Source organism: Niveispirillum lacus, from assembly GCF_002251795.1.
Classification (GTDB): Bacteria; Pseudomonadota; Alphaproteobacteria; order Azospirillales; family Azospirillaceae; genus Niveispirillum; species Niveispirillum lacus.
This window is the reverse complement of record NZ_NOXU01000032.1, coordinates 309156-334449: the sequence shown is the minus strand read 5'-3', so window position 1 is coordinate 334449 and position 25294 is coordinate 309156. Positions and strand designations below refer to the sequence as shown.

Annotated in this window: 19 protein-coding genes; 12 read left to right on the top strand and 7 right to left on the bottom strand. The window is 62.6% G+C overall.

The window, feature by feature from the left end; genetic code table 11:
- Window positions 1-206 precede the first annotated feature (206 nt).
- A complete protein-coding gene (locus tag CHU95_RS20625; RefSeq protein ID WP_165772289.1) occupies window positions 207-2225 on the bottom strand; it encodes a class I SAM-dependent methyltransferase in 2019 nt (672 codons plus the stop codon).
- A 131-nt stretch (window positions 2226-2356) separates the two neighbouring features.
- Between CHU95_RS20625 and CHU95_RS22225 the strand changes: the two genes are divergently transcribed.
- The 5 genes from CHU95_RS22225 to CHU95_RS20595 all read left to right on the top strand — a co-directional run bounded on the left by CHU95_RS22225 (window position 2357) and on the right by CHU95_RS20595 (window position 8421).
- Entirely contained in the window at window positions 2357-3622 is a 1266-nt protein-coding gene (locus CHU95_RS22225; RefSeq protein WP_133065605.1) for a glycosyltransferase, read from the top strand.
- Between the two features lie 83 nt (window positions 3623-3705).
- Window positions 3706-5370, top strand: coding sequence for a tetratricopeptide repeat protein (locus CHU95_RS20610; protein WP_094458231.1), 1665 nt, complete (start codon window positions 3706-3708; stop codon window positions 5368-5370).
- Between the two features lie 135 nt (window positions 5371-5505).
- Window positions 5506-6261, top strand: coding sequence for a FadR/GntR family transcriptional regulator (locus CHU95_RS20605; protein ID WP_094458230.1), 756 nt, complete (start codon window positions 5506-5508; stop codon window positions 6259-6261).
- A gap of 61 nt (window positions 6262-6322) precedes the next feature.
- Window positions 6323-6916: a recombination mediator RecR gene (recR, locus tag CHU95_RS20600; RefSeq protein ID WP_094458229.1), complete on the top strand. Its 594-nt coding sequence runs from the start codon at window positions 6323-6325 to the stop codon at window positions 6914-6916.
- Between the two features lie 251 nt (window positions 6917-7167).
- A complete protein-coding gene (locus CHU95_RS20595) occupies window positions 7168-8421 on the top strand; it encodes a polyhydroxyalkanoate depolymerase (protein WP_094458228.1) in 1254 nt (417 codons plus the stop codon).
- Window positions 8422-8476: 55 nt separating this feature from the next.
- Here the strand turns inward: CHU95_RS20595 and hrpB are convergent, their stop codons facing one another.
- Both hrpB and CHU95_RS20585 read right to left on the bottom strand, forming a co-directional pair.
- Window positions 8477-10972, bottom strand: coding sequence for an ATP-dependent helicase HrpB (hrpB, locus tag CHU95_RS20590; RefSeq protein ID WP_094458227.1), 2496 nt, complete (start codon window positions 10970-10972; stop codon window positions 8477-8479).
- A 43-nt stretch (window positions 10973-11015) separates the two neighbouring features.
- Complete coding sequence (locus tag CHU95_RS20585) at window positions 11016-11801, bottom strand: SEL1-like repeat protein (RefSeq protein ID WP_094458226.1); 786 nt, start codon at window positions 11799-11801, stop codon at window positions 11016-11018.
- Between the two features lie 198 nt (window positions 11802-11999).
- Between CHU95_RS20585 and CHU95_RS20580 the strand changes: the two genes are divergently transcribed.
- Both CHU95_RS20580 and pssA read left to right on the top strand, forming a co-directional pair.
- Entirely contained in the window at window positions 12000-12692 is a 693-nt protein-coding gene (locus CHU95_RS20580; protein ID WP_094458225.1) for a phosphatidylserine decarboxylase, read from the top strand.
- Complete coding sequence (gene pssA / locus CHU95_RS20575; protein ID WP_094458224.1) at window positions 12692-13543, top strand: CDP-diacylglycerol--serine O-phosphatidyltransferase; 852 nt, start codon at window positions 12692-12694, stop codon at window positions 13541-13543. Before CHU95_RS20580 ends, pssA begins: the two co-directional genes overlap by 1 nt.
- Window positions 13544-13552: 9 nt before the next feature.
- Here the strand turns inward: pssA and CHU95_RS20570 are convergent, their stop codons facing one another.
- Together CHU95_RS20570 and CHU95_RS20565 are read right to left on the bottom strand one after the other, a co-directional pair.
- On the bottom strand, window positions 13553-15058 hold the full coding sequence (locus CHU95_RS20570; RefSeq protein WP_094458223.1) for a hypothetical protein: 1506 nt from the start codon (window positions 15056-15058) through the stop codon (window positions 13553-13555).
- A gap of 2 nt (window positions 15059-15060) precedes the next feature.
- The gene (locus CHU95_RS20565; protein ID WP_094458222.1) at window positions 15061-16230 is read right to left on the bottom strand and encodes a glycosyltransferase; all 1170 of its coding nucleotides are present in this window, start codon (window positions 16228-16230) and stop codon (window positions 15061-15063) included.
- Window positions 16231-16453: 223 nt separating this feature from the next.
- Here CHU95_RS20565 and CHU95_RS20560 point away from each other — a divergent pair, with 223 nt between their 5' ends.
- Genes CHU95_RS20560 through CHU95_RS20550 form a run of 3 tightly spaced genes read left to right on the top strand, consistent with a single transcriptional unit; the run spans window position 16454 to window position 21238 of the window.
- Complete coding sequence (locus CHU95_RS20560; protein WP_207762566.1) at window positions 16454-17830, top strand: efflux RND transporter periplasmic adaptor subunit; 1377 nt, start codon at window positions 16454-16456, stop codon at window positions 17828-17830.
- Entirely contained in the window at window positions 17827-19809 is a 1983-nt protein-coding gene (locus tag CHU95_RS20555) for a MacB family efflux pump subunit (RefSeq protein WP_094458220.1), read from the top strand. The genes CHU95_RS20560 and CHU95_RS20555 overlap by 4 nt, the downstream gene beginning before the upstream one ends.
- A 25-nt stretch (window positions 19810-19834) precedes the next feature.
- A complete protein-coding gene (locus tag CHU95_RS20550) occupies window positions 19835-21238 on the top strand; it encodes an efflux transporter outer membrane subunit (RefSeq protein ID WP_094458219.1) in 1404 nt (467 codons plus the stop codon).
- 4 nt (window positions 21239-21242) lie between these two features.
- Here CHU95_RS20550 and CHU95_RS20545 read toward each other — a convergent pair whose 3' ends face one another.
- Together CHU95_RS20545 and ybaK are read right to left on the bottom strand one after the other, a co-directional pair.
- The gene (locus CHU95_RS20545; protein WP_094458218.1) at window positions 21243-22301 is read right to left on the bottom strand and encodes a GGDEF domain-containing protein; all 1059 of its coding nucleotides are present in this window, start codon (window positions 22299-22301) and stop codon (window positions 21243-21245) included.
- Window positions 22302-22480: 179 nt separating this feature from the next.
- Entirely contained in the window at window positions 22481-22966 is a 486-nt protein-coding gene (gene ybaK / locus CHU95_RS20540; RefSeq protein WP_094458217.1) for a Cys-tRNA(Pro) deacylase, read from the bottom strand.
- 170 nt (window positions 22967-23136) lie between these two features.
- Here ybaK and CHU95_RS20535 point away from each other — a divergent pair, with 170 nt between their 5' ends.
- On the top strand, window positions 23137-23868 hold the full coding sequence (locus CHU95_RS20535) for a response regulator (protein WP_094458216.1): 732 nt from the start codon (window positions 23137-23139) through the stop codon (window positions 23866-23868).
- On the top strand, window positions 23865-25289 hold the full coding sequence (locus tag CHU95_RS20530; RefSeq protein WP_094458215.1) for an ATP-binding protein: 1425 nt from the start codon (window positions 23865-23867) through the stop codon (window positions 25287-25289). Before CHU95_RS20535 ends, CHU95_RS20530 begins: the two co-directional genes overlap by 4 nt.
- The last annotated feature ends 5 nt before the right edge of the window (window positions 25290-25294 follow it).

Sequence of the window (25294 nt, the reverse complement as noted above, 5' to 3'; positions counted from 1 at the left end):
AGCCCCAATCAGCCGCATCAAATTTTATCTTTATTTATCACCCTTCGCTGTCTTTCGCAATGGCGTTAGAAGCGTCAACTCTTCGATCAAAAGTTATAGGCCCCATCAGGGCCGAAGGTGCTGCATCCTATGTATCTGATTGGAAAGGGTTTGGATATTCATGCCCGTGGGCGTACCGCAAAGGGGGTAGGGAGTAACCTGTCCGATCAGCGGGCCGACGCGGCGATGGCAAGCGCTGTGGCAACGGGCTCATCGTTGGCCAAACCCGGATCTTCCCAAGCTGTGAAAAGTGATTCCGCATCTGCGAATGCGCCCAGCAGAACCAGCCGGATCAGGGCCAGCTTGCGGGCCTGCCGGATCAGGGCCGGCGACTCCGCGGCACCCGGCCGTGTCCACAGGGCCCAAAGCGCTTGTTTGACGCCTTGGGCATCGGCTGCTTGTTCGATGGCTGTGTAGTCACCCGCCGGTGTCACGCGACCCTGGCGTCTTGCGGCGGCGGCAATGGCGAGGGCGTCAGCGACCGACCGGTCATCCGCCAGGGTCTGATCTTCCCAGACCTCGAATAATGTCTCCGCATCCGCATAAGCACCGAGCAGAACCAACCGAATCAACGCCAGCTTGCGGGCATGGCTGAGGCTGGCCGGCGCCTCGCTGATCCCTGGCGTACACCAGATTTGCCATAACGCGTGACGCACGCTATCGGCATCCGGTGCTGTCTGCAGGGCTTCAAACGCTGCCACGGGTGCCACAGGCAGTCCGGTGGCCAGGGCGTCTGACAATATTGCCGCCTCGTCCAGCGGGGCCGGATTGATGACCTGCAAAGCCCGCCACAGCAGCGCCGGATGCCGTGTCGCCCGCAGGTCGCGCACCACCAGATCCCGTAACTGGCAACGGAAACGGGCGGGCAACAGCAGACCGCCGTTTTCGTCGCCATGTTCTACTGCTGACAGTAAGGGTGCGGTATCCACGCCCACACCGGCGGCGGCGGTCAGATACAGGTGCATGGCAGCCATGGCCAGTGCTTCGGTTTCGCCATCTTCGATGCCCACGGCACGCAAGGCCAAGCGCAGTGATGCCCCGGCCTGTGCCGCCCGTCCGGCATAAAAAGCGGCTGACCGGGCATCCTGCTCGGCATTGTTGGCCAGCACCGCACGGAAATAGAGCAGCCCGGTAATGTTGCCGGGCATTAATGCCAGCCATTCCCGGCTCTCTATCCCGGCTGGCGGCAACAGCAGACTTGCCGGGTCGTCAAGATCAACACCGAATCGTTGCCGCAGCGCCGCAGCCATTTCGGCATAGAGCTGCAGGGCGCCGGCCTGATCGCCCTGATTGACCAGTTCCTTGAACAGGCGGTAACGCAAACCAGACAGCAGTGCGGGTGCGATGTCCGGGGTGGCAATCCGGCGTCGCAGATACTCGACATAATACTCAGCTTTCAGCGGGCGCAGCGGCGGCAGGGTGCTTGCGCTGGCAAAGGCGCGAAGCTGGGCGCCATCTTCTTCGACCTGGACATGGGCAAATCCGGCCATCCGCAGGGCCAGGTCCAACCCTTGCGCGCTGAACAGCGTCAGGTGCAGTCCAGGGCTGGCAATGGGAACCAGCATACCGGGCGTCGTTCCGGGATTGAGAGCTGCACCATTGGGTGTGGTCAATGCCACAACACCCTGCTGCCCGACAGCTCGGCGCATGGCGGCAAGGAACGGTCCCGGTTCGGGAATATGTTCGATTACCTCTGACGCATAGGCGACATCAAAGGGCTGCTCCAGGGGTGTGTCGCTTGTCCAGTAGTCGCGGGTGATATCCAGGCCCAGGTAACGCTGGCCCATAACGGCAAGGCCGGACGGGTCGAAGCCCTTGGCTGTCCAGCCCAAAACGGTCTGTACATAATCACTGGGAAAGCCAAACCCACCACCGATTTCCAGCATCCGGCGCGGTCCTGGTTCGGCAAAGCCCAGTGGTTCCAGCATCGGGCGCAGGCCGGCCCCCTGTTCCATATAATAGTGCAGGAAGGGCGTATCCGGCACATCGCCGCCATGATAGTCGGCCCCTTGCCGATCCGTGGAGAATCGGGACCGGCAGGAACGGCATTCGATCACGCACCAGTCGCTACCGCCAGGTCCAGCGCCGGTGAGGATCAGTGCCGCTCTGTGCGGTCCCGGATCGGCACAGACCGGACAGTTTCCTGGGACAGGCTCGCTGGATAGGTCCGGCCAGATGAACTGCAAAGGTTGGCTCCACTTGTCCTGAAGAGATGCCGGGACGTCCCCGTCTGCATTTTCACCATAAGCGGCTGCCCGTGTGGTGCAACCCAATTGTCTTGCTGCCCATCGACAGTTGCGCGACCCTGGGCTTCTGAATGCGGTGGCGGCCATGTGGGACATCAATGTATAAAGTATTGTTTATCCATAAGTTTTTTCCAGGGCAGTTTGTGCATTTGGCCCGTCGCCTTACCCGATTTCCGGGGGTGCAGGTCGATGCGATGGCCAGTGACCCCGCCGGCAACGTGGCAGGTGTCAGGTTGCACCACTATGATCTCCATAATCAGGGGGACGGCCGCATTCATCCCTACCTGACCCGCACGGAAGCCGCAGTTTGCCAAGGGCAATCCGTTCTGGCGGCCTGTACCCTCCTGGCGCAGGGCGGATATCGTCCCGATCTGATCATTGGCCACCATGGTTGGGGTGAATTGCTGTACCTGAAGGACCTGTGGCCGACCGTGCCACTTGTTGGGTACTTTGAATTTTACTATCAGGGTACCGGCGCAGATGTGGGCTTCGATCCGCCGGGGCCGGTCAGTCTCTTTGATTTGGCCCGTGTCCGCACCCTGAACATGGTGAACCTGACACAACTCGAAGCGGTGGATAGGGGCGTGTCGCCGACCCGCTGGCAGCGGAACCTGCATCCCTCGCCCTTCCGGGAGCGTCTGACACAGATCCATGAAGGGATCGATACCGCCTTTGCCAGCCCCGGATCACCGGAAGCGGTTACTTTGTCCGATGGACGATCGCTGTCTGCTGACCAAGAGATCGTCACTTATGTGGCGCGCGACCTGGAACCCTACCGGGGTTTTCACATTATGATGCGGGCAGCGGTGCCACTGTTACGGTCCCGCCCGGCGACACAGCTTGTGATCGCGGGGGGCGATGGTTGTTCCTATGGACCACCGCCCGATGGCGGTGGGAACTGGCGGGAACGTTTGCTGGCCGAACTGGGCGCGGACCTCCCCCTCGACAGGGTGCATTTCCTGGGCAGCGTCCCGCATGCAGATTTCATCAACCTGATGCGTCTTTCACGGGCGCATCTTTACCTCACCTATCCATTTGTCCTCAGTTGGTCGATGCTGGAGGCGATGTCCTGCGGTGTCGTGCTGGTTGCGTCCGATACGCGGCCGGTCACAGAAGTCGTGGAACATGGTGTCAATGGGTTGTTGGTGCCGTTTCATGACCCCGCGGCCGTCGCGTCCGGATTGGTTGCTGCGCTGGACATGCCGATGGCGCAACGCCTACGATTGGGCAATGCCGCCCGTCGGACGGTTGTCGAACGCTATGATCTGGAAACCATCGGACTGCCTGGATGGCTGGAGATGCTTCACCAGGAATTCGGTTTGCCTCGACCTCGTTGATGATGACAATGCTTCGTTCTTTCTCCGGGGCCAGAGTTGGGGTAGTCCAAGGTCAGTTCCGGTGGTCGACCATGTAGGGTGCCGTGGCAAAAACATATATCGACCGGTTGAAAACCAGCCTCTACGGCACGCCCTTCACGCGCGGCAAGCAGGCTGCCGAAAAGGGACGCCTGACCAAGGCTGTGGATATCTGGCTTGGTGCGGCTCAGGAAGGCGATGCTGACTGTCAGTTGGCCGTCGCAGAGGCTGTCTGGCAGGGCCAAGGCGCCTTGCGCGATCTTCGCATGGCCATGCACTGGTACCAGAAGGCAGCGGACGCGGGAAAGGCCGCTGCGCAGGCACGACTTGCGGCCATCTATGCCACCGGAGTCGGTAACGCCCCCTCCAAAAAGGACAGTGTGAAGGATGATAGCGGTCCGCTGGTCGTGGTTCGGGACAGAGCCAAGGCTCGGCATTGGGCGCGGCTGGCCAGCGAACAGGGTCATATCGAGGCACAGGTGCTGCTGGGCTGGCTGTGTAGTATGGCCGATGACCCGGAAGGGCGCGATGTCAGCCAAGCGATTGAATGGTACAGCCGCGCCGCCGAACAGGGCAACGCCACCGGAATGGTGGGTCTGGCCGGTCTGATCAGTGTGGGCGAAGTACCGGGCCAGGGGCCCGAAGATGCCTACGCGCTGTATCGCCGGGCTGCGGAACAAGGTAACAAAACAGCCTTCTATTATCTGGGCAGCAGCCTGTTGAGCGGGACAGGTGTTACTGCTGATCCGGAAGAAGGGCGTAAGTGGCTTTTGCGTGCGGCCGGTGAAGGTGTTCCCGGTGCCATGCGCATGCTTGGGCAGATTTACCTGAAAGGGATTGGCAATCAGCCTGTGGATATCGGGCAGGCGGAAACCTGGTTTCGCCGCGGCGCCGTGAAAGGCGACGTTGAAAGCATGGTGTTCATTGCCGACCTCCATGCCTTGGGCAAGGCGCATATCCCCAACCCGGCAGAGGCGATTGTCTGGTACGCGGCCGCCATGGAGGCGGGTTTCGCCCCCGCCATGACGGCAATGGGGCTCGCCCATCTGGAGGGGAAGGGGGTGCCGAAAGACCCGGTACGGGCGACGGACCTGTTTGCCAGGGCGGCTGACAAACATCTGGAGGCGCGGTTCCAACTCGGTCTTTCCTACCTCCTCGGCCGCGGCGTCCCCGCTGATCCGGCCCAGGCGGCGCAACATCTGTTAATGGCAGCCGAACTTGGCCATCCGGATGCAACTTATAACTACGGAACCCTGCTGTATCATGGGAACGGCGTGCCGCAGGATCGTAAGGCGGCGTTCGACTACTATATCCTGTCGGCGGAACGGGGCAGTGCATCAGGGCAGTTCCGTGTTGCCCACGCCATGACGCTGGGCAGGGAACTGCCACTAAACAATGACCGTGCCCTGGAACTTTTTGCTGCGTCGGCCGCACAGGGTCATGTGTCGTCCCAGATCAATCTGGCGCGCATGACCCTTCTTTACCGGCCGCAGGATCATGCAACCTTGGTGAAGGTGCGCGCGCAGTTGCAAGAACCGGCAGAGGCCGGTGTCATGGAAGCGATGACGATGCTTGCCGAACTGCTGTGGCGTATGGACCAGGATGCTACCGGTGCCCAGCTCTGGCTCGACCGCTCGGCAGCACTGGGTGACCCGCTGGCCGCCTATGTGCGGAACATGATCACATCCGCAAACCCGACGGCACGAGCCTTAACCGCTTCTGGAACGTGAATAGGTTAGGCCAATCATACTCCCGTTCTCGTCGGAACTGTGGTAATGTTGGGTCGTATTGGTCAGACCACTCGCCCCGGCTCGCGGCGTGCATGGTTTGAAGCCGTGTAAATCAACCTCTTTCGCGTTGTTGAGATGATGCCCCCCACCGAAGGCCGCAAACTCTACCAGAATATCGCGACCGCCATTTCCAAGGCCATTCGCAACGGAACCTACCAGCCGGGCCAGCGTTTGCCGCCGGAGCGGGAGTTGGCGGAGGAGTTCAATGTCAGCCGCCCTACGATCCGGGAGGCTATGATCGCCCTGGATATCATGGGACTGGTGGAAGCGCGGCAGGGGTCTGGCATCTATGTCACGCATTCGCGCCCGGCTGAACAGTCGGATGATCTGGATATCGGGGCGTTTGAGCTGACGGAGGCGCGCCGGTTGTTCGAGGGTGAGGCGGTGGCGCTGGCGGCCACCACCATTACAGATGAAGAGTTGACGGAACTGTCGGCCATTCTGGCGGATATGGTGGATGAAAATGAACGCGACATTGTTGGCGATCAGGCTGACCGTCGCTTCCATGTTGCGATCGCTCGGGCCACACGTAACACCGCCATTGTCCTGGTGGTCGAGACACTGTGGGACCTGCGCTACAAATCCCCGCTATGTCGGAACATGCTTGCGCGTGCCCGTGCAGTTGGTGTCCGCCCGCTGGTCGATGATCATGTTGAAATCCTGGACGCCCTGAAAACCCGTGACCCCAGGAAGGCGCGGGCGGCCATGCATCACCACCTAGGCACGGTGATTGAAAATTTGTTGACCGCCACTGAAATGGAGGCCGTGCAACGGGCCCAGTCGGAGGTGGCGGCCCGGCGCAGCGAACTGGCCCGCCGTACCGCCTTGTGAACCTGTTCGCCCAGCAAGGTTTCTCTGGAACATTCGGCGAACATCTTGTAGCGTCGCCACCATGATCGGACCTGAAATCGACCGCCTAATCCAGTTGCTTGCCAAGCTGCCGGGCCTTGGCCCTCGGTCCGCGCGTCGTGTGGCGCTGCACCTGATCAAGCGGCGGGAGGGGCTGATGGGTCCGCTGGCAGAGGCGCTGGCCGCTGCGGCATCATCTATCCGTACCTGTTCTGTCTGCGGCAACCTGGACAGCCACGATCCCTGTTTCATCTGCACCGGTGCCGGCCGCGACCCCAGCCTGTTATGTGTCGTAGAGGATGTTGGCGATCTTTGGGCGCTGGAGCGTACGGGGGCTTTCCGTGGGCGCTACCATGTCCTGGGAGGGACACTGTCGGCGCTGGATGGAGTCGGTCCTGATGATCTGTCGATCCCTGGCCTGCTGGAGCGGGCAAGCCAGCCACAGGTTGGTGAGGTGATTCTGGCCTTGAATGCCACCGTCGGCGGTCAGACGACGGCCCACTATCTGTCAGACCGGTTGGCGCCTTGCGGCGTTCGGATATCACGCCTTGCCCATGGGGTGCCGGTGGGAGGTGAACTGGACTACCTGGACGATGGCACCTTGACGGCAGCGCTCCGGTCACGCCGCACACTGTAACCGGCCAAGATCACCCCCTGGTCAACAATCCGCTCTGCTGCAAAAGCGGGCAGGTGAGACCGGTGTCAGGGCGACACCCCTACTTTGGTCGTGGGGGCATCTTCTTAACTGTTTCGAGATTTATCTGTTGCAACCTTGTCAGGCGTGGTTACGCTGCAGACCTGAGACAGGGTGCCGCAGGGGTACCACTTTTGTAGGTAAAGGATCGTCCGGCGTTGGGGCGACCAGTTGGTTGAAAGGGGACGTTCGAAGTGCTCTATCACCTTTATGATCTTCACCATGCAGCCTTGACGCCCCTGCGTCTGATGGCGGAAGCAACACAGCAGACCTTCCAGAACCCGTTTCTTCCCGCATCCTACACGAAGGTTGGCCGTGCGGTGGCTGCCGGTGCAGAACTGATCGAGCGAACCACCCGGCGTTGGGGCAAACCCGATTTCGGTCTGCCGACCACTCGCGTCAATGGGCGGGAAGTGGCGGTGACCGAACGTGTGGTGCTGGAGCGTCCGTTCGGCAATCTGGTCAATTTTGAACGTGCCGTTCCGCATGATGACCCCAAAGTGCTGCTTGTAGCGCCGATGTCGGGCCATTATGCGACCCTGCTACGCGGCACGGTCCAGGCACTGATGCAGAATCACGATGTTTACATCACCGACTGGCACGATGCGAAACTCATCCCGCTCGCCCGTGGTCGTTTCGATCTGGAAGATTACATTGACTATGTGATGGATTTTATCCGTCACTTAGGTCCCAACACTCATGTGATGGCAGTCTGCCAGCCGGCGGTGCCGACATTGGCGGCCGTGGCCCTGATGGCGCAGTTGGACGACCCATGTCAGCCCGCGACCATGACCCTGATGGGGGGGCCGATCAATACCGCCGCCGCCCCGACCGTCGTGACCAAACTGGCGGAAGACAAAGACATCAGCTGGTTTGAACGCAATGTCATCTCCAGCGTTCCGTTCTACTACCCGGGCGCCATGCGTCAGGTTTATCCGGGTTTTGTGCAGTTGACGGGCTTCATGTCGATGAACCTCGACCGGCATGTTGGCGAACATCTGAAGCTGTTCAAGCATCTGGTGCGCGGTGACGGTGAAAGCGCTGAGGGGCATCGCAAGTTCTATGATGAATATCTGTCGGTGATGGATCTGACAGCAGAATTCTATTTGCAGACCGTCAATCAGGTGTTCCAGGAGCGCACGCTGCCGACTGGTCGCATGAAATGGCGGGGCCTGACTGTGGACCCCTCGGCCATCGAAAAGACGGCTTTGCTCACGGTCGAAGGGGAGTTGGACGATATCTCCGCTCCGGGCCAGACCATCGCTGCCCATGATCTTTGCAACAACATTCCCCAGGCCAAGAAGCATAATCATTTGCAAAAGGGTGTCGGTCATTACGGCATTTTCAATGGCCGTAAATGGCGCGAAGAGATTGAACCGCGGGTTCGCCGTTTCATCCTGGAAAATGACGCTGTACGCTCTGGCCGCCGGTCAACGGCCGCAGCCTGAGCGCGGGGAACAATGAGAAGGAAGGGGCGTCGGTGCGCACCGACGCCCCTTCACATTATGTGCCCCGACGTTTGGCCCGCGCCGTCGGTTCGGCGATCAAAGGGTCGTCGGGCCAGTAATGGCGCGGATACCGTCCCGCCAGCTCCTTTTTCACTTCCTTGTATGATCCGGCCCAGAAGCCTGCCAAGTCGCGTGTGACCTGAACTGGGCGATGGGCTGGTGACAGAAGATGCAGCAGCACCGGGATGCGCCCGCCGCCCAGCCGTGGCGTTTCGGCCAGCCCGAACAGTTCCTGCAATCGTACCGCCAGAACCGGCTCCTCACCGGAATAATCAATGGGGATGCGGTTGCCGGTGGGGACCGTCAGATGGGTGGGGATTTCCGCATCCATGGCCTGGCGCTGGTTCCAATCCAGTATGCCAGTCAGGGCCGCATACAGATCGACCCGGTCCAGATGCGACCGCCGCGTGATACCCGACAGGTAGGGCGCCAACCAATCCTCCAGACTGGCCAGCAGCCCGTCGTCAGAGACATCGGGCCAGCGGTCGGGCGATGCACGGTGCAGAAACGCCACCCGCCGCCGCCATCCTTCCAGCTCCTTGCTCCAGGGAAGGCAGGACAGTCCCATGGAACGCACCCCCTCCAGCATGGCGGGCAGGACCAGATCGGCCGGTGGATTGGTCAGCGGTTCATCCTTCAGCGACAGTTCGAACAGCCGCCGCCGCCGGCGCGCCTGTACGACCTGTTCACGCCCATCCCAGACCACTTCCGTTTCGGCCCGGATCACGTCGGCAAAGGCCTCTTCCAATGCGCCTTGCGTGACGGGTGCGGCCAGGAAGATGCGGGCATCCCGCCCTTGACCGTCCAGATCGGCCACGGCCAGCAGGTCGGCGGTGGCCAGCGCATCGGTCGGGTCCAGCATGGCCCCGCGCCCGCCCGACAGGCGGAATTGGCCCGCCGCGCCCGCCCGCCGCTGTCCGATCCGGTCGGGATAGGCCAGTGCCAGCAGCAGGCCGGCATCCTCATGGTCGATGGGACCGGGCGGTCCGCCCACCTGCCGTTCCAACTGGCGGGCCTGTTCCAGTGCCTGATGCAGGGCGCCCCGGTCGACATCGCCGCCGCGCCCGCGTTCATCCAGATGTTCCAGGCGGGTGCGCAGGTCGGCATCCCGCCGCCCTCCACCGCGCAGAATATCCCGCTCTCCGATCAGGGCCGCGATACGGCAGGCCAGCCTTGTGCGGCCCAACTCCTTACCGCGCAGGACCAGATGTGCCAGACGCGGATGTACCCCCAGCCCGGCCATGGCCTTGCCATGGGCCGTTATGCGCAAGGCCTCATCAATGGCACCCAACTGTTGCAGCAGCTTGCGCGCCTGGGCCAGGGTTGCGGCGGGCGGACTGTCCAGCCAGGAAAGCTCATCGGCATCGGTAATGCCCCATTGCGCCAGTTCCAGGGCCAGGGGCGTCAGGTCGGCGCGGGTGATCTCCGCAGGGGTGAAGGGGATCAGGGCGCGGTCGCTGGCCTCCGACCACAGCCGGTAACAGACACCTGCCGACAGACGTCCGGCACGGCCCCGCCGCTGATCGGCCGACGCACGCGACGATTTAACAGTTTCCAGCCGACCCATGCCGCTACGCGGATCAAATCGTTGCAGGCGCGACAGCCCGCTATCAATAACGATGCGGATACCCTCGATGGTCAGACTGGTCTCGGCGATGCTGGTGGACAGCACCACCTTGCGCTGGCCTGCTGGGGCCGGGCGGATAGCGATATCCTGGGCCTCCAGGCTCATGTCGCCATAAAGCGGTGTTAGCAGGACATTGGCGGGCAGGGGGCCGTCGGCCAGCAGCTTCTCCACCCGCCGGATCTCCCCACTGCCGGGCAGAAAGGCCAGGACGGAACCCGCCTCATCGGCCAGCGCCCGGCGGATCGTGCGCGCCATATGCTCGTCCGGTCGGTCTGTGGGGCCGGGTTCCACCCACCGCGTCTCCACCGGAAAGGCCCGCCCTTCCGACGTCACCAGCGGTGCCCCACCCAGGAGGGCCGCCACCGGCCCACCATCCAGGGTCGCAGACATGACGACCAGTCGCAGATCATCGCGCAGCAGGTCGCGCGTCTGCAGGCAGAAGGCCAGCGCCAGATCGGCATCCAGGCTGCGTTCATGAAATTCGTCAAACAGCACCGCCGACACGTCCTCCAGCGACGGGTCGGATTGCAGGCGGCGCAGGAAAATCCCCTCCGTCACCACTTCGATCCGGGTGGCGGCCGAGACGCGGGCATCCATGCGAACCCGGTAACCGACCGTCTGCCCGACCTCTTCCCCCAGCATCTGCGCCATCCGCCGCGCCGCCCCGCGTGCGGCCAGACGGCGGGGTTCCAGCATGATGATGCGGCCCGACGCGGCCCAGGGCTGGTCCAGCAGGGCCAGGGGGACGCGGGTGGTCTTGCCGGCCCCCGGCGGGGCCTGCAGCACAGCTGTCGTGCCACTGTTCAGCGCCGACAGCAGCGCTGGCAGGGCATCATCAATGGGAAGGGCGGGAAAGTCGGGCATGGGCCGATGCTATAGCGGGTGGTTGGCTGCAAGGCCAGGGCACTTACTGCCGCGTCATCCACCCCGTAATGTCGAAATACAGCTTCACCCGCTGCCCGTCGACATTCTCCAGTTCCAGCACATCGTAATCCTTACCTTCCTTGTCCATGTGAAGCGCCTGCGTTACCCGCTTCCAGCCCGGGTAGAGTACCGCCATGACCTTGTATTCCAGCGGCACACCCTCATGGCTGCCGGCCAGCGGCTGAGTGAAGGTCATAGCGCTATCGAAATAATCGCCGGTGCCTGTGCCGGGAGGTAGTTCACCGGTGCCGCGGAGATCGGCCAGAAGCTTACCATAGACCTCCAGGGCCATGGCATCGCCTGACCGGCGGGCAATGTTGAACCAATAGGGCGCGTGCTGGTTCAGATTGCCCGACCGGGACATTTTCGACAGCCGCCAGAGCGACATGGCCGCCTGTCCATGGCCCTTCTTGGCGAGGTCCAGCAGCATGTCAAATCCGTCACCCACCTTGTCTGGCCCAGCGGCAGCAAAGGACAGCAGCGTGGCGTAGTGGTACTTGCCTTCCGGACTGCCGGCCTCCGCCGCCTTCTGCCACGCCGACAGTTGCGTGGCGGCGTCACTTCTCGACTTGGACGCAGCCTCCGCGCCGGCCAGCGCCGCTGCTGCTTCTGCCGGCTCTGCGGGCGGGGTGATGGGACCCTCGGGCAGATTGGCAACGAAGCGGGCATCGGGCGGTCGCTCCACCAGGGCCGTCGGCTTGGTCGTGCCGCATCCGGCCAGCAGCAGAAGGGTGCAAAGGGCGGCCAGCGGGGCAAGGCGGATCGACAAGCGTAAAACTCCCATCGCAATGCAACCGGGGTGATAGTCGCCCGCCCGTCGATACGGGTCAATACATCCGCCGGCCTACCTCCATCGTTGGGAAAAGTGGACCTGTTCCAAGGGCTTGACCATGGCGCTTCAAATCCGGGTCCCGACTGTCTAGTATGGGTGTCTTGGGTCCACCATTAGCGGGTAGCCGCGAAAGATATGTCCGCGCTGAAAACCGTCATCGTCCCGATCAACAAGGCCGGCTGGCCTTTTATCGCGCTGTTCGCCGTGGTCTCGGCCCTGCTGGCCACCTGGTCCCCGGCGTTGGGCTGGATCGGGTTGGTCCTGACCGCCTGGTGCGTCTATTTCTTCCGCGATCCCGACCGGGTGACGCCGACCAAACCCGGCCTTGTGGTGTCGCCCGCCGATGGGCGTGTCACCTTGATCACCAAGGTCGCCCCGCCGCCCGAACTGGGCATGGGGGAGGAGAAGCTGACCCGTATCTCTGTGTTCCTGAACGTTTTTGACGTGCATGTGAACCGCTGCCCTGCCGATGGTGTCATCAAGGCGGCGGAGTACAAGCCCGGCAAGTTCCTGAACGCCGACCTGGACAAGGCCAGCGAAGAGAATGAACGGATGTCCATTCGCTTGGGATTGCCCGATGGACGCGAGATCGCCTTTGTGCAGATTGCCGGGCTGGTGGCCCGCCGCATCATCTGGTGGGTGACGGCGGGTCAGTCGTTGAAGGCTGGCGAACGTTATGGTCTGATCCGTTTTGGCAGCCGCTGCGATATCTATTTGCCCGACGGCGTCCATCCGCAGGTTGTTGTGGGTCAGAAGATGATCGCCGGTGAAACCGTTCTGGCCGATCTGAACAGCAGCGAGGAACAGCGCGAGGGTGAGGTCCGCTGATGTCGTCCGAGGAGAACCCGCCCCGCGCGGGTCACCATCGGCACCGGGTCCGGCGGTTGCGGCCGCCGCGCCTGAAGGGCCTGTCCATCAACAAGCTGCTGCCCAACATGCTGACGATGCTCAATCTGGCATCGGGCATGACGGCGATCCGATTCGCCATGGAGGGCAAGTGGCAGGAAGCGGTGATTGCCATCGCCGTGGCCGCTGTCTTCGACATGCTGGACGGGCGTATCGCCCGCATGCTGAACGCCCAGAGCAAGTTCGGCGAGGAACTGGACAGCCTGTCCGATGTGGTGAGCTTCGGCGTGGCCCCGGCCATGATCCTTTATCTATGGTCGCTGGACGATGCCCGAACGCTGGGCTGGATGGCGGCTTTGCTCATGGGTGTGTGTGCGGCCCTGCGTCTGGCGCGGTTCAACACCATGCTGGGGGCGGCGGCGGAAAAGCCGGCTTTTGCCTATAATTACTTTACGGGGGTTCCGGCCCCGGCCGGGGCGTTCCTGGCGCTGTTACCGCTGATCGCGACGCTGGAGGCAGGTCCGGGATGGTTCGACAGCCCCTGGATCGTCGCCCCCTGGACGGTGGCGGTGGCCGGCCTGATGATCAGCGCCGTCCCCACCTTCTCCATGAAGGGGCTGCGCATCCCGCAGCGCTATGTCGTTTTCGTGCTGCTGGGCGTGGGGGCCATCGCCGCTGCCTTGGTCAGCGCCCCCTGGATGACGCTGTCGGTGGTGGGGCTGGCCTATATCATTTCCATCCCCTTCTCTGCCCGCCGCTACAAGGAACTGGCCGAAGCGGCGGCCATTTTGCAGGAAGTGCCGCCGACGGCGGAACCGGACGCTAAAGACTAAACCCGGCGGTTAGCGGGGGGCGGCGATAAACAGCCGCATTCCCCGCAGGCCGGGCACGGGTCTTTCCACAAACCCGTGTGTCATGGCGTAGTCCAGCAGCGGCTGTTCCAGCGCCAGGCCTTCCCGTCCGATCAGGATGGCCGCCGGCGGCTTTGCTGCCAGCAGCGCGGGGAGGTCCCGCCGTCCCACTGCGTTTAACGCTTGCAGGCTTTCCGCGCTCAACCGGTCGGCGGTGCGGTAGAAGAAGGGGCCCGTTGACAGCTCGGGATAGATGCTCAACCCGACCTCCAGCACCGGAATGGGCGACAGGGTGGCGACGGGGCCGGCAGTCACATTGGCTGCCTGCATGGCCGCCCGTATGCCGTTCCCCGCTTCGGTAATACGGCTGACCATCCATTTTTCCGGCTGCAACAGCCGGGGTGCGTTGGCCAGCAGGACCAGCGTGCCGGGCAGGGCGCCCAGCAGCACCACTGCCGTCAGCAGGGCCGCTCGCATCCGCCCCACACTTTCCAGGGCCGGCCAAGCCGCCGCCATGGCCAGCAGGGTGAAGGCGGCAAAGGGCATGAAATACTGGATATAGGGCGGGCGCGGCAGCAGCCCGAAAACCAGCGCCCCCAGCATCAGCGCGGCCAGCAAACCCATCTGCCGGTCCCGCAACACCGCCTTCACTGCCGCATCCCGCCGGCCCAGTACCCAGGCGGTTACCAGGAACAGCAGGCCCGCCAGCACGGCATCGGTGAAGACCCGCCGATTCAGGAACTCCGCCAGATATTCCATCTCGAACCAACTGCCTAGACCGGCTTCCGCATGCCACAGGGCCGGTGTGACACGGTGATAGGTAAACACACCCTCCAAAAAACCATCCCACCCGGCGACCGGCCAGGGAAGCAGCAACAATCCGCCCAAAGACCCGCCAGCAATCAAGCCGGGCAACAGTGTGCGCCGTTGCCAGAGCGACCAGAGGATCAGCAGGCAAGGCGCGAATACATAGGACAGTTTCATGCCCACCGCCCCCGCCAGCAGCAGACCCGCCAGTACCGTCATGGCCTGTCGCGGCCGTTCGCGCTGCCCCTCCCACAGAAGCAGGACAACCGCCCACAGCGCCAGGGCGCAAGGCGCCATGTCGTTGCGCATGCTGTCGATGGCGGGCTGGATTGCGGTGCAGGTGGCGAACAGCAAGGTGACGGCCAATGCCGGCCACGGGGCCACCGCCTGCCGGCGCGCAAAGCACCAGAGGGCGGCCAGCGCAGCCAGCGTGAAACCCAGATTGGCCAGCCGCGCAACCAGGAAAAAGCCCTCCGTCAGACCCAGCAGTCGGAACAGACCGGACAGGAGAGCCGGATAGGCCGGCGGTTGCAGATAGAGAAAGTCGCGGTACGGCACCTGATCCATGGCCAGTACGGCGGCGGCCAGGAACTGTTCCTCATCATGATTATAGCCGCGCCCCAGCACAAAACCGGTCAGCAGCAATCCCAGAAACAGCCAATAGGCGAGGACCAACCGGTTCTGATCCACCCTTAGGCTGCCAGACGCGGGGGGGTGGGCTGTGGCTGGTTGGGGAAGCTCGACGGGCGTCCTGCCAGGGCCAGCAGCGCCTGTTCATAGGCTGCGGTCGCGCCAGCCACCGTGAAACCACGCACCCGTTCACGTAGGACCGTGGACGCCACCGGATGGGACAGGGCTGCGTCCATCCCGTCGGCCAATGCGGCGGCATCATCGACCGGCACCAGCGGACCCAGCGCACCATGGCGCAGCAATTCGCGCGAACCGCCGGGGCAGTCGGTTGAGACCACGGGGCAGCCCATGGCCATCGCTTCCACCAGCACGCCCGGCATCCCTTCCCAGCGTGACGACAGCACAAACAGATCCGCCGCCGCCATGCGCGTAAACGGGTCTTTCACCAGACCGGGAAAGCTTACATGCTGTTGAATACGAAGATCCCGGCACAAGGCCTTCAGGCTCGCTGCATCGGGACCATCGCCTGCCAGGGTCAGGTGGGCTGGACGGCGTTCCAGCAGCAGGGCAAAGGCCCGCAGCAAGGTATCGAAACCTTTCTGGCGAACAAAACGGCCCATGGCCAGGATCTCTGCCGGGGCGCCATCCGGATGAAGGGATCGGACGGGCAAGGACAGGCTGTCGGGCAAAATGGGACTGGGCACTGAAATGATGCGATCCGCCCTCCGGCCGGTCAGGCGTGCAACATCCCGTGCCACATCGTCCGACACCGCCAGGACTCCGTCAGCACGCTGCCACAGCCAACTCTCGGCCATACGGCGCAAGGAAGGCCCACCGGTCCGGTTGCGGGATAGATGGTTACTGGCACGCAGAACCAGACGTGTCGCCTTTTGCCGTGCGAGCAAATGGGCCATGACGGCTGGTGGAACGGCGTGATTGGCCATGGCCACCAGCATCGCCGGGCGCTGCTGCTGGATATAGCGGGCGAGTGGTCGGATGGCCGAAAGAAGTTCACCGGCCCTTACACCCCCAGTCGCGACATCACTGGCAGAGTTAGCGGCCAAGGCGATGATATTCACGTTGGCGGCGACAAGCCCGGCCTGCGGTCCGCCAGCGGTGGCTGTGATCAGATCGACATCATGACCGCGCGCGGCCAGCCCATTAGCCAACATCGCCGTCCGGCGCTGCGCGCCCCCGGTGCTGAGCGCGTGGAGGAAGAGGGCAATATGCATGTCAGTCACTGTTTGTCACAGATATCGTCATCAACCATAGCGGCCGATGCTGACAGTTTTCTGACCATGCCCCTGTTTATGATGGAACCGCACGCATTGCAGCAATGCGCTGACCAGCAGGGTCTTCATTGGCTCGTGACCAAAAAATTAAACATTTTTTGCCGCAGGGTCTGCCGCAGGGCAGCGTATAAGAGGTTACGAAACCAGTCCTGCCAAAGAAGCGATGATGCAACCTGCTGCGCAAGTCACGACCAAGGCCCATAGCAAGCCGCCGGGCGGTCGCCGGAAACCAAGCCTGTTCCGCCTCCGAAACATCCTGATCGGGGTGGTTGCGCTGGCTATTGCCACCGGTGTCTACTGGTGGCAAGCGGGTAGCGGCGGAAACGGGGAAGGCGCAGCCGATTATCTGACTGCGGCGGCTGATCGCGGCAATATTGAAGACAGCGTGACGGCTGTTGGTAATTTGCAACCGCGCGACTTTGTCGATGTCGGCACCCAAGTGTCGGGGCAGTTGCGCAAAGTGCATGTAGAGATCGGTCAGCAAGTCAATCAAGGCGACCTGCTGGCGGAAATCGACCCGACCGTCTATCTGACCCGTGTCGAGGCCAATCGCGCCCAGCTTGAAAATCTGGGGGCGCAACTGACCCAGCGGCAGGCGGAACTGGCCCTGGCGCAACAGCAATTCACCCGACAGAAGAACCTGCTGGCGGAGAATGCAACCAGCGAGGATGCCTTCCAGAACGCTGAGAAGACACTGCGCGCCGCAGAGGCAGCGGTGAAGGCGGTGAATGCCCAGATCCGTCAGACAACCTCCACCCTGCGCGGCGACGAGGCCAATTTGGGCTACACCAAGATCTTTGCCCCGATGTCGGGGACCGTGGTGTCACAGAATGCCAAGCAGGGTCAGACGCTGAACGCCAACCAGTCAGCCCCCATCATCCTGCGGATCGCCGATCTTGCCGTGATGACGGTGACCACCCAGGTGTCCGAAGCCGATGTTTCGCGTCTTCGTATCGGCATGCCAGCCTATTTCACCACCCTGGGTCGCCCCGATCGGCAGTGGCGCGGTACATTGGCGAAGATCAATCCGACACCTGAGGTGGTGAACAACGTTGTTCTCTATAATGCCTTGTTCGATGTGGAGAATACTGGCGGCGCTCTGATGACGCAGATGACGGCGCAGACCTTCTTTGTCGTCGCCGCGGCCGACAATGTGCTGCGGGTTCCCGTCGCGGCGTTTCAGCGTCCGGCCGCGCGCCAAGCCGGTGGCCCGCAGCAGGCTGGTGGTCCGCCGCAAGCCGGTGTCGAAGGGGAGCGTCGTCGCCGCGATGGGGCGACGTCCGCTGGTGCGCCGCCGGCTGATCCTGCCGGCCAGCGCGAACGCCCCCGCATGGTCCAGGTGTTGAAGCCTGATGGTACGGTGGAGGAACGACGTATTATGATTGGCGTCAGCGACCGGGTCTATGCGGCGGTTCTGTCGGGCCTGAATGAGGGCGACCTTGTGGTCGTGGGCCGCAAACCCTCCGCCGGCCAGTTGAAGGTTCAGCAGCAACAGCAGCAGCAGAACATGCAGCGCATGCGGCCCCCGGGGATGCTATGAGCACGCCACACAGCCGGGGCGACGCCTCTCCCCTCATCGAACTGGTCGATATCACCAAGACCTACTCCACCGGAGAAATGGCAGTCCAGGTGCTGAAAGGCATCTCGCTGAAGATCCATCCTGGGGAATTTGTGGCCATCATGGGCCAGTCGGGGTCGGGTAAATCGACCCTGATGAACATATTGGGCTGTCTCGACCGGCCAACAACGGGCCAATACCTGTTCGATGGGCGGGATGTCTCGACTTTTGATCGCGACATGCTGGCTTTGCTGCGCCGGGAAGCGTTCGGCTTTGTCTTCCAATCCTACAACCTGATTTCGATGTCCACGGCCGTGGAGAATGTGGAAGTGCCGGCGATTTACGCCGGGCTGGGCCGGGAGGCGCGGCGCGACCGCGCGGAGGAACTGCTGAGCGCGCTGGGCCTGTCAGAACGAATGGACCACAAGCCCAACCAGCTTTCCGGTGGACAGCAGCAGCGCGTGTCCATCGCCCGTGCCCTGGTCAATGGCGGTCAGGTCATTCTGGCCGACGAGCCCACCGGCGCACTTGACAGCCGCAGTGGTGAAGAGGTGATGCGCCTGCTGTCCGATCTGGCATCCAAGGGCCACACCGTCATCCTGATCACCCATGACCGCGATGTGGCCAACAACGCCCGCCGTCTGGTCGAAATCAAGGATGGGCAGATTGTGGCCGACGGGCCGACACCCCGCGCGCTGGCCCAAACGGCCCCACCGCCAGTGGCTGCCCGCACCATCCTTGTCCCTGAACCGGGCCAGGACACAGGCTGGACAGCGAAGGAGTTGCTGGAGGCGTTCCGTATGGCCCGGCGTGCCCTGTCGGCCAATCTCTATCGCACCATACTGACCCTGTTGGGCATCGTCATCGGTGTGGCGTCGGTCGTCACCATGCTGGCTGTGGGCAATGGCTCGCAACAGGCCATGGTGGAACGGATCAGCGCCATGGGCACCAATTTGTTGGTGATTCGGCCTGGTGCGCCTGGCCAGCGCAATGCCAACGGGGTTGCGACATTGGTGCCGGATGATGCGGCGGCCATCGCCAGAGTGCCGAATGTGGTGGTCGCCGTTCCTGAATTTTCCGGCAATATGACGGTGCGGGCCGGCAACCTGGACTACCAGACCCAGATCACGGCAACCACACCCGATGTGCAGGCCGCCCGGGCCTGGGATCTGGCATCTGGTACGTTCTTTGACCAGGAGGCATTGGGGCAATATGCACCGGTCGCCGTAATCGGTCAGACCGTTGCCAATAATCTGTTTCCCGGTCAGGACCCTGTCGGTCGCTACATTCTGCTGCGCAATGTCCCCTTTCAGATCGTTGGTGTCATGGCGCCCAAAGGGGCGAACCCCGGTGGCCAGGACCAGGATGATGTCGTCTTTGTCCCATTGACCACCGGTTCTTACCGCCTGTTCGGGCGTCGTGACCTGCGGACAATTACGGTCCTGGTCGATGATCTGGCCGTGATAGATGAGACGCAGGCCATGATCACCAGCCTGCTGATCGCCCGGCATCAGGCAGAGGATTTCCAGATCCGCAACACTGCCTCCTTCATCGACACCTTGTCGGCCATGCGAGAGACCATGACCATCCTTCTGGGCTCCATCGCTGCCATCTCGCTGCTGGTGGGGGGGATCGGCGTGATGAACATCATGTTGGTCAACGTAACTGAACGGACACGGGAGATCGGTATCCGTATGGCGACCGGCGCCCGCGCCCGCCATGTGATGCAGCAATTCCTGCTGGAAGCACTGCTGGTATCGGCGCTGGGCGGCGTCATCGGCGTGGTGTTGGGCATCGGCATTTCTCTGTTCCTCACATTGTTCAAGGTCGATATCCAACTGACCTTACCGCCCATGCTCCTGGCCTTCTCCTGCGCCTTCGCCACCGGCCTGATCTTCGGCTACACGCCAGCCCGTCGGGCGGCGTTGCTGGACCCTGTTGTGGCGCTGGCCGCCGATTGACCTCTTTTCCGGATGATGTCCCCGAATGATCGTCAGATCCCAGCACCTGATCCTGTCGCTGCTGCTGTCCGGTACCATCCTGAGTGGCTGTGCCCAGGGTGACTATGGCCACAGCGCCAGCCCCGTTACCCCCCCGTCTGTCTGGCAGCAGGCAGCGGCTGACAGCAATGCCACCCCATGGCCATCCGCCGACTGGTGGGGCGGTTTCGGGTCGGCTGAACTGGTGGCGCTGCTGTCGGACGCCCGTAAAGCCAATCCCGATCTGGCGGCTGCCGCCGCCCGGTTGTTGCAGGCTGATGCCCGTGCCCGCGCGGCGGGGGCCGATCTTTTGCCGAACTTTGGCGCTTCCGCAGGTCTCAGCCGCCAGGAAACGGATGCCGCCGGTGCCGGTGGCCGTTCCGGCCGGACCAATGCCAGCGCTGGTGTCAGTGCCAGTTATGAACTGGATTTCTGGGGCGCAAACCGTGCCGCCGCTGACAGCGCGGCGGTCAGTGCCATCATCAGCCGGCTGGACCAGGAGACGGTGGCCCTGACCGTCACCTCAACCATCGCCAATACCTATTTCCAGGTCCTGTCGCTGCGCGATCGCATTCGCAGCGCTGAGGAGAATCTGGGGCTGGCCGAACGGGTGATGGCGGTGGTCGAGGCCCGTTATCGCAATGGCGCCGCCACCGCGCTGGAGGTTGCGCAACAAAAAACCGCTCTGACCAGCCAGCAGGCAGCCCTGCCGGCCCTTCGACAGCAGGAACTGTCGGCGACCAATGCCCTTGCTGTCCTGTTAGGCCGCGGCCCCGGTGATTTGTCCCTGGGAGCCACAGGGTTGGGCGGGCTGGGCCTGCCAGCCACTGGCGTCGGCACCCCGGCCGACCTGCTGGAACGCCGTCCCGATCTGAAGGCAGCGGCCCGGCAGTTGGAAGGGGCGGGCGCTGATATCGTGGCTGCACGGGCGGCTCTTTATCCGTCAGCCACACTCAATCTTTCCGGTTCGTTGGCCGCGGGGGGGCTGTCTGGACTGGTCAACGCTCCCACTGCGGTTGCCAATGCCGGCTTGTCTTTGGCGCAAAGCCTGTTTGATGGGGGGCGCCGCAGTGCCCAGGTGGATGTGGCCGAGGCGCGCCGCGTGGAATTGGTGGAAACCTACCGCAAGGCCATTCTGACCGGCTTTGCCGATGTGGAGACGGCCCTTTCTGCCGCGCGCAATACCGAACGCCAGCGGCAGTTACAGGAAGAGGCGGTGCGTCTGGCGCGCGAACTGTTCCGTCTGGCCGAAACACGCTACCGGGAGGGGGCAACCGATCTTCTGACCCTGTTGGATGCACAGCGTTCACTCCTGTCAGCGCAGGATCAGTTAACGCAGGTGCGGCTGGCAGAGTTGCAGGCGGCGGTGTCGATGTACCGCGCTCTTGGCGGCGGCTGGTCGCAATCCTGACGGGTCAGGCGGCGATCACCCGGTTACGCCCGCAGTTTTTGGCCCGGTACAAGGCGACATCCGCGCGGCGCAGGACCGGCTCTATACTGGTGTCTCCGGGTAACACCACAGAACCGCCGATGCTGACCGTGATACTTGGTGAACCGGAATCGGTATGGATGGGTGTCTGCTCGACACTGCGGCGCAGACGCTCCGCCGTCTCAGCCGCCTGATGTGCGTTGGTGTCCGGCAGTATCAGGCCAAATTCCTCGCCTCCCAGGCGGGCGAAGACATCTTGTACACGAATGCACTGGCTGATTTGGGCAGCGAACTGCGCCAGGACCTGATCGCCGGTATTATGGCCATAGGTATCGTTGATCTTTTTGAAATGGTCGATATCCAGCACCAGAACGGCAAGATCGGAACCGATCCGCTGCTGCCGCCCGATTTCCCGTTCCGCCAGCGAAAAGAACGTGCGTCGGTTCAGCGCACCGGTCAGCGGGTCGGTCTGCGCCAGCACTGATAATTCACGGTTGGCCAGCCGTAGCTCCAACTCGTCCATGACGATGGCGGCCAGATCGGCCAGCGTTGCCTGTTGCTCTGCGTCAAGGCTGCCGGGCACGCGGTCGATCACACAGATGGTGCCTAGGGCCTGGCCATCGCGGGTGACCAGCGGGGCGCCAGCATAAAAGCGAATTCCCGGCTCTCCGGTCACCAGTGGATTGTCCTGGAATCTTGGGTCTACGCGCGCATCCTCCACCACCATCACGGTCCGCCGCCGGATGGCATGGTCGCAGAAGGCCAGTGACCTCGGCGTTTCCGCTACTGATAGTCCTTCGCGGGCCTTGAACCATTGCCGTTCTTGATCCACCAACGAAATCAGGGCGATCGGCACCTTGAGGATGCGTTTGGCCAGGGCAACAATACGATCGAATTGCGGTTCCGGCTGGCTGTCCAGAATGTGATAACGGTCCAGCGCGTGCAGACGCAAAATTTCGTCCGACAGCAGACCGCAGGGATTGGCAAAGGCGTCATCGCCTGACGCTTGTGGGTCCGGCGGCTGGGTATCGATGCTGGCCGTCATGCTCGCCCCACCTCTCATGATCGCTGGCGATCATTGTCGTTTCAAAATGTATATTCACTTCGGGTGTGGGCGATACCTATCCATTCGCTGTGGAAGCGGAAGTCCGGTGCCAGCGCTTATGGCGGATGAATGATTACTCAGGGACGATGCCATGATCTCCGTTCTTTATCAAGCTGTTGCTAGTTGAGAACAGTGATCGGCGCCAGCGTCCCGTCTGTTGCGCGTAGCACATCGGCGGGTGCGGCCGCGATCTGAAGGCCTCGCCGTCCGCCGTTCATGATCATTTCGATCAGGTCGGCGGCACTGGCATCAATCAGCGTTGGCAGGCGTTTGCGCATGCCAAGCGGGCTGATACCGCCGATGACGTAGCCCGAGACCCTTTCGGCCACCTTCGGGTCGGCCAGGGCCGCCCTCTTTCCGCCCGCCGCAACGGCCAGAGCTTTCAGGTCAAGCCGGGCAGGAGACGGGATGACGGTACAGACCAATCCAACCCCCTCGACATCGGCCACCAGTGTTTTGAACAACAATGCCGGATCGACACCCAAGGCGGCTGCGGCAGCCATACCGATCGCATCTGCGTCGGGATCGTATTCATATTCCAGCAGCCGATACGCAACACCGGCCTTTTTCAGGGCGTTGATGGCGGGTGTTGCCTTTGCGGACATGGGCGACAATTTCCGGTGTGAGGTCGACGCGGCATTTTTTGCGCGCGACACCACAAGGTCAAGACTGCAAGGTGCCACAAACCGATACAATTTGAGACGCAGTCACGCCTTCCCGTGACTATCAACGCATGCCATGTTGAGGGGCAGGCAAATCATTTGATCAAGTACCGATGCAGGCTACCGAGAACCCCCATATCCTTCTGGTCGATGACCACCGCGATATCCGCGAAACCCTGACCCGCTTCCTGGAAAAACATGGGATGCGGGTGACAGCGGCAGAGGATGCGGCGGTGGCGCGGCGGCGGCTGCGCGCCTGCGCCGCTGATCTGATTGTCCTGGACGTCATGATGCCCGGTGAGGATGGGCTCAGCCTGTTCCGCCATATCCGTGAGAGCATGGATACGCCTGTCATCTTCCTCACCGCGATTGGTGAGGCCACCGATCGCATCGTCGGGCTGGAGATGGGGGCTGATGATTACGTCACCAAACCGTTTGAACCACGGGAATTGCTGGCCCGTATCCGCGCGGTCCTCCGCCGTAGCCACAGCCTGCCCGTGACAGGGATACGCCGAAAGGCCGATGAAAGCCGTCTGACGTTCGATGGCTGGCTGCTGGACCTGAACCGGCGTGAATTGTTGGGCGCGGACGGGGTCGTTGTGTCGCTGTCCACCGCCGAATTCTCGTTGCTGGAAGCCTTTGTGCGCCATCCCAACATGGTCCTGACCCGCGAACAACTGCTGGACCTGACCAAGGGGCGGGAGGCCGATGTTTTCGACCGATCCATCGACAACCAGGTCAGCCGCCTGCGCCGCAAGATCGAGCCCGATCCTCGCAATCCTACTTTGATCAAGACAGTCTGGGGTGGCGGCTACTGCTTGGCGACTGAGGTCAAGGCGGCATGAAAGGGCTGACGGCTTTGCTGCGGCAGCCGCGCAGCCTGTTTACCCACATGGTGGCGCTGTTGATTGGCGCCATGCTGGTGGCCAAGCTGGGCAGTTGGACAGCATCGCTGGATGACAAAGCTGCCACGGTGCGCCGCACGCATGTGGAGGAGATGCTGCCCCGCATTGCCAATACCAGCCGCATCATGGGCATCCTGCCCCGAGAACTGCGCCAGAAGACATTAAGTGGCATCCGGGCGCGCGAAACCCGCTATTCCGTTGATGACAAACCCCTGCTTTCCCCTGATTTGGTGCTGACCGATCCGCAGGCAATTGCAGCCCGTGACCGACTGATGGACCTGCTGGACCTGCCGCGCAGTGCCGTTTTGTTCAAGATGTGGAACAAGGCCGAGAATGCTGAACCTTCCTGGTTCCACAACCCTTGGGCCGCGATTGAACCGGTGGAAATGGGGATGAAGTTTTCGGTGCGGCTGCCGGATGGTCAGTGGCTCAATGCCGTGAACCGCCGCACCATACAGCCGACGGTGTGGAGCAGCACATCGACCTGGACGATGCTGACTTCCATCCTGATGGTGGCCCTGGCCAGTTTCTACATCTCCCGCCGATTGTCGCGCCCATTGCGGGATCTGGCCGACCGGGCCGATCGGTTGGGTCGCGGGGAAGCGGTCCCGACACTGGAGGCTGAACGTGGGCCCGAAGAGGTGCGCCGTGCGGCCCACGCCTTTAACGCCATGGGTGCCCGCATCCGTCGGTTCGTGGATGACCGGACTCGCATCCTGGCGGCCATCTCCCATGATCTGCGCACCCCCATCACCAATCTGCGCCTGCGTGTGGAGTTGCTGGATGAGGGGGAGACAAAGACCCGCATGCTGGAGACACTGGACGAGTTGCGGGCCACGGTAGAGGCCACCTTGTCTTTTACCCGCGACGAGTTGGGGGAGGAAGCCGTGCGTGCCGACCTCTCCACGCTTGTGGAAAGTGTCTGTGACGATTTTGCGGATACTGGCCATCCTGTGAGCTTCAGTGCCGCTGACCGGCTGCCTCTGATCTGCCGCACAGGATCAATGCGCCGGGCCATTCGTAACCTGATCGAAAATGCCCTGGCCTATGGAGGCACCGCGCGGGTTTCCATCCGTACTGATGGAACGGAAGCAGTTATACTGGTCGCTGATGACGGGCCGGGGATTCCGGAAAACGATTTGGAGCGGGTATTCGAGCCGTTTGTGCGCTTGGAATCGTCGCGCAATCGCCGTACCGGAGGTGTTGGGTTGGGCCTTTCCATCGCGCGGTCCGTGGTGCATGGACATGGCGGGGATATCCGCCTGCATAACCGTCCAGGGGGCGGGTTGGATGCGGTTATCACCCTGCCGATCCTGTCCGGTCCCCACCATGAAGGCCTGATTTACCGTAAGGCCGCGTGATGCCA

What these genes read in the sequence shown, in the direction of transcription:
- CHU95_RS22225 (WP_133065605.1), top strand. Translation starts at nt 2,357, where the DNA reads ATGCGGTGGCGGCCATGTGGGACATCAATGTATAAAGTATTGTTTATC.
- CHU95_RS20605 (WP_094458230.1), top strand. Translation starts at nt 5,506, where the DNA reads ATGATGCCCCCCACCGAAGGCCGCAAACTCTACCAGAATATCGCGACC.
- recR (WP_094458229.1), top strand. Translation starts at nt 6,323, where the DNA reads ATGATCGGACCTGAAATCGACCGCCTAATCCAGTTGCTTGCCAAGCTG.
- hrpB (WP_094458227.1), bottom strand. Translation starts at nt 10,972, where the DNA reads ATGCCCGACTTTCCCGCCCTTCCCATTGATGATGCCCTGCCAGCGCTG.
- CHU95_RS20580 (WP_094458225.1), top strand. Translation starts at nt 12,000, where the DNA reads ATGTCCGCGCTGAAAACCGTCATCGTCCCGATCAACAAGGCCGGCTGG.
- pssA (WP_094458224.1), top strand. Translation starts at nt 12,692, where the DNA reads ATGTCGTCCGAGGAGAACCCGCCCCGCGCGGGTCACCATCGGCACCGG.
- CHU95_RS20565 (WP_094458222.1), bottom strand. Translation starts at nt 16,230, where the DNA reads ATGCATATTGCCCTCTTCCTCCACGCGCTCAGCACCGGGGGCGCGCAG.
- CHU95_RS20560 (WP_207762566.1), top strand. Translation starts at nt 16,454, where the DNA reads ATGATGCAACCTGCTGCGCAAGTCACGACCAAGGCCCATAGCAAGCCG.
- CHU95_RS20555 (WP_094458220.1), top strand. Translation starts at nt 17,827, where the DNA reads ATGAGCACGCCACACAGCCGGGGCGACGCCTCTCCCCTCATCGAACTG.
- CHU95_RS20550 (WP_094458219.1), top strand. Translation starts at nt 19,835, where the DNA reads ATGATCGTCAGATCCCAGCACCTGATCCTGTCGCTGCTGCTGTCCGGT.
- CHU95_RS20545 (WP_094458218.1), bottom strand. Translation starts at nt 22,301, where the DNA reads ATGACGGCCAGCATCGATACCCAGCCGCCGGACCCACAAGCGTCAGGC.
- ybaK (WP_094458217.1), bottom strand. Translation starts at nt 22,966, where the DNA reads ATGTCCGCAAAGGCAACACCCGCCATCAACGCCCTGAAAAAGGCCGGT.
- CHU95_RS20535 (WP_094458216.1), top strand. Translation starts at nt 23,137, where the DNA reads ATGCAGGCTACCGAGAACCCCCATATCCTTCTGGTCGATGACCACCGC.
- CHU95_RS20530 (WP_094458215.1), top strand. Translation starts at nt 23,865, where the DNA reads ATGAAAGGGCTGACGGCTTTGCTGCGGCAGCCGCGCAGCCTGTTTACC.